This window comes from Algibacter sp. L4_22, assembly GCF_023473045.1.
In the GTDB taxonomy this organism is placed as follows: Bacteria; Bacteroidota; Bacteroidia; order Flavobacteriales; family Flavobacteriaceae; genus Algibacter.
The window spans coordinates 38,743-52,382 of record NZ_JAMCOK010000006.1 but is presented as its reverse complement, the minus strand read 5'-3'; the positions used below and the strand labels follow the sequence as shown (position 1 = coordinate 52,382).

Here is a 13,640-nt window from a genome sequence, read left to right as displayed (position 1 = left end):
TATTATTTTAATTCGTTAATTTTACAATGATCCATATCACCATAATCTAAATTCTCACCTGCCATACCCCAAATAAATGTGTAGCTGCTGGTTCCTGAACCTGAATGTACAGACCAAGCTGGAGAAATCACTGCTTGATTATTTTGCATCCAAATGTGGCGAGTTTCTTGTGGTTGTCCCATAAAGTGACATACAGATTGATCTTCTGGTACATCGAAATAGAAATAAACTTCCATACGTCTATCGTGTACGTGAGCTGGCATGGTGTTCCAAACAGATCCTGTTTTTAACTCTGTCATCCCCATTTGTAATTGGCAAACATCTACAACGCTATTTACAATATATTTTCTAAGTGTTCTAGCATTTGCTGTTTCTGGAGCTCCTAACTGAACAACTTCAACATCGTTAATTCCAATTTTTTTATTAGGAAATTCTTTGTGAGCGGGTGTAGAGTTTAAGTAAAACATAGAAGGTTCGCTAGCAGAATTGCTTGCAAAAGTTACTTCTTTGTTTCCACGACCAACATATAAAGCTTCACGGTTATCTAAATGGTAAACATGGCCATCGACAGTAACAATACCAGAACCACCAATGTTGATAATTCCTAATTCGCGGCGTTCAAGAAAATAATCGGCCTTTAATGGGTCTATTGCTTCTAATTTTAATTCTTCTTTTACAGGAACAGCACTTCCTGAAATAAATCTATCATAATGAGAATACACCAAATTCACTTGATCTGGAGACATTAAGTTGTCAATTAAAAACTCATCTCTTAGTCTTGTCGTGTCGTATGATTTAACATCTTGTGGTGACGCAGCATAACGCACTTCATAATTGGTTTTCATAATATTTAGTTTTTATATAAGGTTTTACATTTCTTTAGAAGATGTAAATATAATAAATAAAATCCAAATACAATCGATTGGATTTTGTTATATTTGTCAACACTAAACTAAAATTTTTCAATTTGCTATTGAATAATAAACCTACCATACACGATATTGCTAAGGCGTTAGAAATTGATAGTTCTACCGTATCAAGAGCCTTAAATGATAGTCCGCGTGTAACTCAATCTACAAAAGATAAAATATTAGCAAAGGCTGAAGAGCTAGGTTATCAGCGTAATATGTTGGCCTCTAACTTGCGTAAAAACATTACTAATACCATAGGTGTTGTGGTGCCAAGAATATCGCGACACTTTTTTTCATCGGCAATTCAAGGTATAGAAGAAATGGCGTATTTGGCTGGTTATAATGTTATTATTTGTCAGTCTCTAGAACAATTAGAACGCGAAAAAAAAATAGTTGAAGGATTAGTTGCAAATAGAGTAGATGGTTTATTAATTTCGGTGTCTATGGAAACCATGAATTACGACCATTTAGAAGTATTGAAAAACAGTAATATTCCGCTTATATTTTTCGATAGACATTGCGATATTCCAGGCTTTGTTAATGTGTTAATTGATGATTTTAAAGGAGGCTTTGATGCCACTCAGCATTTAATATCAAAGGGTTGTAAACATATTGTGCATTTATCGGGACCACAAGAATTAGAGATATATAAAAATAGATTTGAAGGCTATAAAGCCGCACTAAAACAAAATAATTTAGTTTTTAATAAGGAATACGTTATTAGTTCTCGACTTATGGAACAAGATGGTTATATTAGTATGCAGAAATTATTAGCGAAAAATATAACCATTGATGCGGTGTTTTCTGCTAACGATTTATCAGCAATTGGTGCTATGAAATATACAAAAGAGCAACAAATAAAAATACCCGAAGATATTGCTTTTGTTGGTTTTAGTAACGAACCGATTTCTAGTGTTATCGAGCCTTCGCTAACAACCATCGATCAATCGGGATTTGAAATAGGAAAAATAGCGACAGAATTAATTTTCGAGCATATTGCTAAAAAAGAAGTTAATCAAGAAGCAAAAACCATATTAATTGATACGCACTTAATTGAGCGGAATTCATCTAAAAAATAAATTTAATACTAAGAAAAATGAAACTTTACCCTTTAAAATTCGAACCACTTTATAAATATAGATTATGGGGCGGTGAAAAATTAAAAACACAACTTAACAAAAATTACAGCGAAAGTAGTATTGGTGAATCTTGGGAAATTTCGGATGTAAAAGGCGACGAAACCCAGGTTTTAAATGGAGAGCTTAAAGGCCAAACGCTAAAAGAACTTATTAAAACCTTTAAAGGTGATTTTGTTGGAGAAGCTGTTTACAAAGCTTTTGGAGAAGATTTTCCTTTGCTTATCAAGTTTATTGATGCTAAAACACCATTATCTATACAAGTACACCCAAGTAATGAGTTGGCGAAAAAACGTCATAATTCCTTCGGAAAAAACGAAATGTGGTATGTTATGCAGGCTGATAAAGATGCTGAATTAATTGTAGGTTTCGAAAAGGAAATTAATAAAACGGAATATCAAAAACATTTAGAAGATGATACTATTTTAAATGTTATGCATCATGAAACTGTTGCCAAAGGCGATACGTTTTACATTCCTACAGGAAGAATTCATGCTATTGGCTCTGGGGTGTTGTTGGCAGAAATTCAACAAACTTCTGATGTTACTTATCGTATTTATGATTATAATAGAGTCGATGCTACTACAGGTAAAGAACGAGAATTACATAACGATCAAGCTTTAGATGCAATAGATTTTACTTACCATAGCGAGTTTAAAACGAGTTATGAAACTAAAGCGAACACGGCGAACAAGTTAGTGCATTCTCCATATTTTAAAACGAATTTTATTAAGGTTGAAAATGAATTGGAAAAGGATTATTCTAATTTGGATTCTTTCGTGATTTATATGTGCGTTAGCGGAAGTTTAGAAATTAGTCATGCTGATGATACCTATACTTTAAATACAGGTGAAACCATATTGTTGCCAGCCAGTATTGATACCGTAAAAATTAAAGCTTCTCAAGCCGATTTATTAGAGATTTATCTTTAACAAATCGAGACATTAGTTAAAAATAATATTAGTAAAGCAGAGTTTTTTATATTAGTAAAAAACTTTGCTTTTTGCTAATATCCAAAAACGCCGTTATCATATTAGTTTAAACTGGTTTTCGTTTTGTATTCGCATTATAAGGTGTCTTTTAGCTTTAGCGAGCCTGCATGGTTTCCAGTTAAATTACCTTTATACTTTATTTAAACTTAAATACAAATTAACGAAAGTATCGTGTTCAGTAAATTAATAACATTTAGTTGTTGAAATTTCAAATAAAAATGAATTTTAAAAATTATTTTATTGCTTTATTCTGTTTACTAACAAATATTATTGTTGGGCAGAAAAATAATATAAAGTTTGAGAATTTAGATACATTTAGTGGGCTTTCAAGTAGTACTTGTACCGAAATATTTCAGGATAAAGAAGGGTTTTTATGGTTTGGTACTATTGATGGACTTAATAAATATAACGGGTATGATTTTGAGGTATTTAGATCTATTTTAAACGATCCAACTTCTATTAGTAATAACAGAGTAAATGCAATTGAAGAGGATAATGAAGGTAATCTTTGGGTTGGGACAAACAATGGGCTTAATTTATTTAATAAACATACCAATGAGTTTATTAGGATAAATTTGTATAAACAACTGTCGTTGTCAAAGAGTTCTCAAAAAGTAATTAACGATTTGCTTTATGATAGTATAAATAATACACTTTGGGTTGCAACAAATATTGGTATTATAAAAATTCAGCTATATGATGTTAATACCAATGAAGATAATTTTAAATTTTCCCATTACATAAACGATCAAACCAATTTAAAAACTATTGATAATAATAGAGTTAATGTTGTTTTAAAAGATAAAGATAATAATATTTGGGCGGGAACAAATGGAGAACATTTAAATAAGTATAATAGAAAAAACGATAATTTTGATCGTGTTTTAATTGGTGAAAATGAAGCATACGCACTAAACCATATTACTAAAAAAGTATTTATTGATGCAGATGGTGATTTTTGGATTGGTAACGATTTGTCTAATCTAATCTTATGGAATACTAAAGAAAACACCTTTAAACACGTCTCATTAGTAGATAAAAAGGTTCCTATCTACGATATTTATCAAGATAGAAATGGATTGTTTTGGGTATCTACAGATGTTTTTGGTTTGTATCTATTTAAGAAACAAGATGGAGATGTAGAATTACAGCAACATATTGTAAATGATTTTTCCGATCCTTTTTCTTTACCAAATAATAAACCAAGTAAAATTTTTGAAGACCGGAAAGGTGTTTTCTGGATTGGAAGCTATGATGTTGGTGTTAGTAAATTAGATCCATCTAGTTATTCCTTTAGACATTATTATTATAAGGCGAATAAAGCCGATGGGGTAAGCCAAAAGAGTATTCAATCTGTTTTACAAGATTCAAAAGGAAGAATTTGGATAAGCGCCTATAATGGAGGCTTAAGTTTATTTAATGAAAAAGAAGATACTTTTAAGCATTATAGTAGTCGTTTGGATGATTCTAAAACTATAAGTTCTAATAAAATTCTATACACTTTTGAAGATCATCAAGGCGCTATTTGGGTTTGTACCATTGATGGCGGTGTAAATAAGTTTAATCCAGAGACAGAGAAAAGTGAAGCGTTTTTGCACGATGCTAATGATACGTTGTCTATTGGGCAAAGTTCCGTTTGGAGTGGTGTAGAAGATTCTAAAAATAGAATTTGGTTTGGCTTAAGAGATGAAGGTGTTAGTCTTTATAATCCAAAAACTAAGTATTTTAAGAATTATAAAAGTACTTATGGTAGCGGGAATAGTTTAGTTAGTAACTCGATTATAAGTACATTTATTGACTCTAAAGAACGCTTATTTGTTGGTACAGCTCTTGGTTTAAATATGGTGGATTTGAATGAATTTGAAGATTTCATTCCGAGTAATATTAATTTTATTGATGTTAAAGTACATGGCTTAATAGAAGTTGGTGTAAATAATATTACAGAAGATCACTACGGTAATATATGGATAGGTGCAGATAATGGGGTATATAAGTTAGATGAAAATTTAAATTTAATTAAATCCTATTCTTCGCAAAATGGATTGCCAAATAATTTGGTTGTTGGTTTAAAAGAAGATGATAATTTTAATATTTGGATTACAACAAAAGGCGGGTTGTCCTTATTAAATCCAGAAACAGATCAAATTATAAATTACAACACGCATGATGGTTTACAAGGGTCAGAATTTCAAACCCAATCTATAGAAAAAACTACAGATGGTCGCATTATTGTAGGAGGGCTAAATGGGTTTAATATTTTTAATCCAAATGATATCGCCATTCCAGCTTCTGTGGATCTTAAGCCACAAATAAGTAAATTAAAACTAAATAATAAAACTGTTTTTGCTGGCGATTCAATTAATGGTAGAGTGCTTTTAAATAAAGGGATATCAGAAACCAAAGACCTAATTTTAAAATACAAAGAGAATTACGTTTCCTTAGAGTTTGTAGCTCCTTATTTTGATAATCCTGAGCAGGTTAAATATGCCTACAGAATGCAAGGTTTGGATAGTGACTTTATTAAATTGGGGTCTAACCGTGTGGTAAATCTCTCTAATTTAGAATCTGGAACCTATAAGTTTGAAGTAAAGGCAACAATAAACGGGCAATGGGATACTGCTAAAGTAACTTTTTTAAACATAAAAATATTGCCGCCTATTTGGCGTAGTTGGTGGGCTTATCTTATTTATATTATCATGGGTGCTTTAATTATTAGGTTTTTAATGTATTATTATGAGCTTAAAGTACAAGAAGAGCAAGAGCACGAACTAGACCAAATGAAGTTGCAGTTTTTTGTGAATGTGTCTCATGAGTTTAGAACACCATTAACGCTTATTTTAAATCCGGTAGATAAAATATTATCCAATTTCAACGATAACCCTGAAGTTGTAAAAACATCTGCATTGTCTATTCAACGAAGTGCGCGTCGATTATTACATCTAGTAAATCAGCTATTAGATTATCGTAAAATGGATGTTGGTATGGCTCCACTTCAATTAGAAAAAGGAGATATTGTTAAGTTTAGTGAAGATATTTTTTCGCTTTTTAAAGATTTAGCCTTTAAAAAAGAGATTCATTATAAATTTAATGCCACTTCCGATAAGATCGTTTCTCTTTTTGATTTTGATAAAGTGGAAAAAATAATTACAAATTTAATTTCAAATGCTATAAAATTCACTAATAGCGGTGGTGATATTACGATAACAATTAATAAGATTAATACAAGTAAAAGTAACTCGAATTATTTGCTTTTAGGAAAAGCAAAATCTACAGAATATGTTGAGGTTATTGTGGAAGATACTGGTGTAGGACTAGATAAAGAACAAATGCGGCGTATTTTTTCACGATTTTATAATTTAGATGCTTCAAAAGCAGGAACAGGTATTGGCCTTAATTTTACTAAAGGTTTGGTCGAGTTGCATGGCGGTGAAATAGATGTAGAGAGTAAACATAAAAAGGGAACTAAATTTATAGTGAAAATACCTTTAAATATTGATGGTAAGCCGGACGACGTTGAGAATGTTAAAAATGAGTTTTTAATTAATTCAATGAAAGCCGTCGAGTATGATATGTTAATCTCTAACGATAATTTACCAAATGTAAACGAAGATTCTGGAGATGATGAGGATCGTGATGATTCTAACAAACCATTGCTTCTTATAGTTGAAGATAATAAGGAGTTACGTGTGCATTTAAGTAGTGATTTAAGAGAAAATTATAATATTAAGGAGGCAGTAAATGGTGTTGATGGTTTAAAGAAAGTACATAAATATCTACCAGATTTGGTAATAAGTGATGTTATGATGCCTAAAATGGATGGTTTTGAAATGTGTAATTCTATAAAGACAGATTTAGAAACTTGCCACATTCCGGTAATTCTATTAACGGCAAAAACATTGGTGGAAGATAGAATTGAAGGTTATGAGCATGGTGCCGATGGTTATATTTCGAAACCCTTTGTTACCAATGTGCTAAAAGCTAGAATTAATAATTTATTAGAAGCGAAGAAGAGATTGCGTCAGCGTTTTTCTGAAATTGGTGGTGTTTTCCCGTCTAGTGAGGTAACTTCTAATAATTTAGATGAAGCATTTCTTGATAAGGCCACAAAGGTAATTATAGCCAATATTAGCGATATAGACTTTAAACAAGGTGATTTACTGAACGAAATGGGTATTGGTCGATCTCAATTCTATAAGAAGATAAATAGTTTAACAGGTAGTAACCCGAGTAATTTTATTAGAACCATTCGTTTGCGTTATGCTGCAGAATTATTAATAAAAAATAATCATTCTATAAAAGAAATCTCGCATATGTCGGGTTTTAATTCTACAGCATATTTTAGTAAAACGTTTAAAGAATTGTTTGATGTTACTCCAAGTCAGTTTATCGAACAAAAAGAAAATGAAACCGAGTAATTTCTTCCTGGAAATAAATTTAAAAACGATACGTATTTAGAAAATCTAAGATTAAAATTTAATCTTAGATTTTTAAAAGCCTAATAAGATAAAAACTTATTAGGCTTTTTTTATGGAAAAAATGACGCTTTGTTTTTAGTAAAATAAAGCATTATTTTCATATCGAACTAATATTAAAAAATAGGTGAAATATTGTTTTGTTAAACGTTTAAGCAAAATTAAATATGTCAATTTGATAATATGATAATTAAAGCTGTAATTTTTTACGAATAAATAAAATAGATATTTTTTCTTTGTAAGAATTTACAATAAATACCGTTTTTATTGACTTGAAACGGTGTAAAAAGGCTATAATTTATCTCTAAGTAACTATAATTTATACCCTTAATCATCATTGTTATATATTTTTGTATTAACAAATGGTTAACAATAATTAACAAATTTTAGCATTTGTGTTTAAATAGCTTTTCTAATTAAAATTGAGGAAAACAAGTTTAAATTTATAGACAGAACCTGATTAAATAACTAAACAATAATTCTAAAATTAATTACAATTAATATGGTACAAAAAATGAAGCATAGAAATAGTATAATTATATTATTTATAATTATGACTACTTTTGGATGTAGACCCGACTCGGAGGAGTTTGCGCGACCGGACAATTTAGCTGGTACAATTTATCAGCAACTAGAATCTATGGGTGGATTTGAAAATTATTTAAAGGCATTGGATCAAACGCCTTATAAAGAGCCTTTAGAAAAAGGAGGATCTTGGACGGTTTTTGCTCCTACAGATGATGCTTTCGAAGCTTATATGACTGAAAATGGAATATCTACTTTTGAAGCTATTCCAGAGCAAACAATACTTGATATTGTTGATTATTCAATCATTATTGACGGGTGGAATACTACAACTTTAACCTATTTTAAAAGTAGATTTTATTTAGGTCAAAGTTTTAGACGTAGAACACAATTTACGGCACCAAATAAAATTATTAATTCTGATGATTACGCTCATATTGATAGATGGGATGAGATAGAGCCAGGAGAGTATTTGATAGAGGATAGTAATGGTAGGTTAAAAACGACTAATTATTTTATTCCATCTTATATGGAAGTTCAAGGAGTAGAGAATTCAGATTACGATTATATGTTTTCGGGAGAGACTTTTAACGAAGGTGATATGAAGGTTTTTGGAGCTAACGTCTCGCAACAAAATGTGGTTGCAGAGAATGGAATTATCTATGCTTTAGATAAAGTGTTTGAGCCTCAAAAGAATTTGTATGATAATCTATCATCGGAAGAATATGGTGATAAATACTCCATGTTTAAAAAAATGTTAGAACGTTTTTCTTACCTAAGGTATAATAGGGATGAGATAAATGAAGAAACCGGTGAAACAGAAGAAATATATAGACTTGTGTTTCAAACAGGAATTGAAAACGACTATTTACCATTCAATCCTTATGATGAAAATTACTCAACAAATATTGATGGAACCGAGGCTCAGGCATGGGGACTATTGGCGCCAACTAATGATGCTTTAGAAAATTATCTAAATGGAAATAGTATTTTAGGTGAATTTTATAATTCTTATGATGATATGCCTTTAGAGGTTTTAGGGAAGTTTATATCGCCTTTTTTCTTTAATGATTATTATAATATTTGTCCTAGTAGTTTTGGTCAGAGTTATGATACAAGTTTAGGTTTAGTGGATTTTAAAGAAGAACATGTTGTAGATAAAAAATTCTGTAGCAACGGTTTTTTTACAGGTGTAAATACGGTTTATACCAATAGTAGTTTTGGAACTATTATGGGACCACTTTTATTGGATCCTAATTATTCTATTATGCTTCAAGCTGTTCAAGGTCTTAAAATTGATACGGCATTAGAAAGTAAATCGGTACGTTTCTCCATGTTAGGCATTAGAAATGATCAATTTGTTAACGTGGCCGATCCTAATAGTGCCACCCGAACAATTACAGTGATTACAGATGATCCTGAACTTTATGACCCTACTGATACATCTTTAGTATATATACGAGTTGAAGGGGATCCTTCAGGTGGCAATAACCGCGTATACCCAAATCCAGATGATACTTCTACATATTCAGCAGATGTTGCTTATGTTAAAAAAACATTGGAGGATATTGTTCTTAATCAAGTTATTGATGAAGATATCGATTTTAGTTCTGATAATTATTACCAAACTAGAAGTGGCGAGTTTGTTCATGTTTTTGGTGGAAATTCAGCAGAAGGAGGTGGTGATATTGAAAAAGGTGAATCGGCTCTAGTAGAGAATATTCAGGTGACAGACAATGGCAATTTTTATGAAATGAATAGTATTACAGAAAGACCTACAGCTTTCACCTATGGTGCTTTAGAGAATAGTGCTACAGATTTTTCTTCTTTTATAGAAGTTTTAGAAACTGCTGATGCATTAATTACTATTGTAGGTTCTGATGATAAATTAATTAATTTTCTAAACCTAACAAGAACCTTTACATTGTTTGCTCCTAATAACGCTGCTGTGGCACAGGCAATTAGTGACGGTGTTATTGCAGAGCCTAGTACTGTGAGTGGTATGGGGGAATTAGATAAAGCCACAGCGAAATTGAATCTTCTTAATTTTGCTAAGAAACATTTCATTCAACAATCCTTACCTACGGATGGAAAAAGTACAGGAACTTTTTCTTCAATGTATTTCAGTCAAATTATTGATTTCGCACCAGTGTACGATCAGTTTTTAGTTGTTAATACAACATCTTCAATTACCATTACAAATGAAGATTCAGGAGAATCTGTAACAACTAATGGTACTACGAATTTATTGTCAAAAAGAGTCGTAATACATGAAATTAATAATTATATAAAATAATAAAACTAAAAGTTTTTAATATGAAGGATAAATACAGGTCATATTCATATGTCTTAATGATAGTATGTGTATTGTTTTCGGCGCTAAGTATGTCGGCACAAAAACAAGTAAACATATCAGGAACGATAATATCAGAATCAGATGGGCAACCGTTAACGGGAGCAACCATTGCAGAGAAAGATAAAAATAATCGAATTATTAATGGTGTAGTTGCCGATTTTAATGGTAATTATTCTATTAAAATGGTAGATGCTAGTAATGTTTTAACCTATTCCTATATTGGGTTTCTTACAAAAACAGTTGAGCCAGGAAGTAAAACCTTAATTGATATTGCATTAAAAGAAGATGTAGCACAATTAGATGCTATTATTGTACGTGGTACAAAAAAAGTGTTCAACGGAGATTTCGAAATGGAAAAACGTAGAATTGCTACGGCTATGGAAACCATTTCAACTAAAGAACTAGCAGAGACGGTATCTGGGGGTGTTGTCGATCAATTACAAGGACGTTTAAGTGGGGTGGATATTGTAGCTAGTTCGGGAGAGCCAGGTGCTGGTTTATCTATCCGTATTCGTGGAACATCATCTTTAAACGCATCATCAGAACCTTTAATTGTAATTAATGGAGTGCCTTATGAAACAGAAATTGACTCAGGTTTTGATTTTTCTACAGCAGATGAGGATCAATATGCTGCCATGATTGGTGTATCACCAGATGATATTTCAGAAATTTCAGTTTTAAAAGATGCAGCAGCAACGGCACAATATGGGTCGCGTGCAGCAAACGGCGTATTATTGATTAAAACCAAACGTGGAACTAAGGGTAAAGCAAGGTTTTCTTATAGCTATAAAGGGAGTGTTGCAAGACAACCCGATGGAATCTCTATGTTAAATGGAGATCAATATTCTACCTTAATAAAGGATGAATTTATTGCTACAAACGGTACTTTTCCTCTTGATGCAGAAGGTATTAGTACAGAAGGCGCATTTACGCAAGATCCAACATATAAAGATTACAACTTGTACAACAAAAATATTAACTGGTTGGACGAAATTACCCAAACAGGGAACACCAATGAGCACTTTTTAAGTGTATCTGGTGGTGGTGAAAAATCATCATACCGTGTATCTGGGAGTTATAAAAACCAAAAAGGAACAACGGTTGGTAGTGGATTTAAGTTGTTTACTGCACGTGCTATTTTAGATTATAATATTTCGGATAAAATTACTATTGCTTCCGAGTTATCTTATAGTCACGGGTCTTTAGATCGTTCATACCAAAAAGATAACAGCTTAGGTCAAGCTAATTTAAGGTCTTTAGCTTTAATTAAAATGCCAAACCAGTCTATTTATCAGGTTGATGAAAATGGTAATTTAACCGATGAGTATTTTACACCAGCAACTTCGGTTCAAGGGGATGATGGGCTTACTTATTATAACCCTGTTGCTATGGCTAGACTGTCTAAAAATAATACCGAGAATAACAGAATTACACCGGTTTTTAGATTTAGTTATAAACCCAATAAACAATTTAATTTCCAGTCTATCATTTCATTTGATATTAATGTAGATAAGCGATCTGTATTTGTACCAGAGGAAGCTATTGGAGTAGCATGGACAAATTCAGGAGCAAATAGGTCTACCTTTTATGATGGTGAATTTTTTGTAATGCGTACCGATAATAAATTGATATGGGTGCCGGAATTAGGTGATAAACATTCTTTTTTATCAAGTTTTTCTTTTCAAACATTCGAAAAAACAAGTCAAGGCTATACTGCAGTAGCTAGTAATAGTCCAAGTAGTGATATACAAACGCCTATTGCTAATATTAGAATTGAGGGGTCTGGAAACTCATTAAATTCTACTTTTCAGAAAAACACAACTATTGGTGCTAATTTTGCTTTTAACTATGCCTACTTAGATCGTTATATTTTAAGTGGTGGTATTAGACAAGAAGGGAATTCAAAATTTGGTAGTAATTATCGATATGGAACCTTTCCTAGTGTTGCTGCAAAATGGATTTTATCTGATGAACCTTTTATGGAATCAGTAGAATTTGTAGACGAGATAGGATTTCGTGCTAGTTATGGTGAAAATGGGAACTCGCCAGGTGTAAACTATGGTTCGTATAACACTTACAAAACATATAACTATACGTATTTAGGTGAGCCTGCAGTTATTCCAAACAGTATGGAATTAACAGATTTGCGTTGGGAAACTACAATTCAAAAAAACTTTGGGGTTACTTACTCATTTTTTGATCGTAAAATTAGTGGAGATATAGAGGTCTATCAAAAAGATACTAAAGATTTATTAACCAAAAACACGGCAATACCTTCAACTTCTGGGTTTTCAAATATCCCATATCTAAATTTAGGTGATGTTAGTAACAAAGGTATTGAGTTTAATGTAAGAGCTAAAATTATAAATAATAAAGATTTTGGATTAGATTTCAGCTTTAATGTAGCACGTAATGTTAATATTGTTACACGACTTACAGAAGCTCAAACAACAGACGATGGTGATTGGCGTACAACAGGCTCTGGAGGGTATGAAAAAAGAATTCAAGAAGGGAATCCAATTGGGTCTTTTTATGGCTTCCGTTATTTAGGGGTGTTTAGTACCTCAGAGGATTTAGTTGCTCGTGATGGCAGTGGCGATATTATTTATGATTTGGACGGAACACCTAAAAATTTAGTATTTAATAAAACTAGAGAATTTAAAGCTGGAGAAGCCATGTATGAAGATGTTAATAAAGATGGAAATATTAATGAACTTGATGTGGTGTATTTAGGTAATGCCAACCCGTTACTGTTTGGTGGATTTGGCCCTACTATTCGTTATAAAAACTTTCAATTAAATGCGTCTTTTAACTATAGATATAATCAAAAGTTAATGAATATAGCGCGTATGAATACAGAAAGTATGGATAGCTATGATAATCAAAGTACGGCAGTATTACGCCGTTGGAGATTTGAAGGTGATGAAACTGATATACCAGGCGCTAGTTATAATAATCCTGTTAATACTTTAGGGTCTGATCGTTTTATGGAAGATGCTTCTTTTTTAAGAATGAAATACATTACCTTAAGATATAACCTTCCAAAACCGTTTATTAATAAATTGAATTTTACAAATGCATCGATTTATGTTACAGGAACCAATTTACTAACGTTTACAAAATATACAGGCGTAGATCCTGAAGGCGGAACAAGTAGCGATTGGACAAGATTAGGTTACGACTCGGAACAAACACCAAGATCGCAACAAATAACCGTAGGTGTAAATTTATCATTTTAAATAGCATAA

Annotated in this window: 6 protein-coding genes; 5 read left to right on the top strand and 1 reads right to left on the bottom strand. The window is 31.8% G+C overall.

Annotated elements, in window-relative coordinates:
* Positions 1–2: 2 nt before the first annotated feature.
* Positions 3–845 (bottom strand): 5-dehydro-4-deoxy-D-glucuronate isomerase, encoded by an 843-nt coding sequence (kduI, locus tag M4I23_RS15440; protein ID WP_158847991.1) that lies wholly within the window; start codon positions 843–845, stop codon positions 3–5.
* A 128-nt stretch (positions 846–973) separates the two neighbouring features.
* Here kduI and M4I23_RS15435 point away from each other — a divergent pair, with 128 nt between their 5' ends.
* The 5 genes from M4I23_RS15435 to M4I23_RS15415 all read left to right on the top strand — a co-directional run bounded on the left by M4I23_RS15435 (position 974) and on the right by M4I23_RS15415 (position 13,631).
* The gene (locus M4I23_RS15435; RefSeq protein ID WP_249755001.1) at positions 974–1,990 is read left to right on the top strand and encodes a LacI family DNA-binding transcriptional regulator; all 1,017 of its coding nucleotides are present in this window, start codon (positions 974–976) and stop codon (positions 1,988–1,990) included.
* A 17-nt stretch (positions 1,991–2,007) separates the two neighbouring features.
* Positions 2,008–2,979: a type I phosphomannose isomerase catalytic subunit gene (locus tag M4I23_RS15430; protein WP_249755000.1), complete on the top strand. Its 972-nt coding sequence runs from the start codon at positions 2,008–2,010 to the stop codon at positions 2,977–2,979.
* A gap of 278 nt (positions 2,980–3,257) precedes the next feature.
* Positions 3,258–7,454, top strand: a complete 4,197-nt coding sequence (locus M4I23_RS15425; RefSeq protein WP_249754999.1) for a two-component regulator propeller domain-containing protein — start codon at positions 3,258–3,260, stop codon at positions 7,452–7,454.
* 571 nt (positions 7,455–8,025) lie between these two features.
* Positions 8,026–10,332, top strand: coding sequence for a fasciclin domain-containing protein (locus M4I23_RS15420; protein ID WP_249754998.1), 2,307 nt, complete (start codon positions 8,026–8,028; stop codon positions 10,330–10,332).
* A gap of 20 nt (positions 10,333–10,352) precedes the next feature.
* Positions 10,353–13,631, top strand: a complete 3,279-nt coding sequence (locus M4I23_RS15415; RefSeq protein WP_158847999.1) for a SusC/RagA family TonB-linked outer membrane protein — start codon at positions 10,353–10,355, stop codon at positions 13,629–13,631.
* The last annotated feature ends 9 nt before the right edge of the window (positions 13,632–13,640 follow it).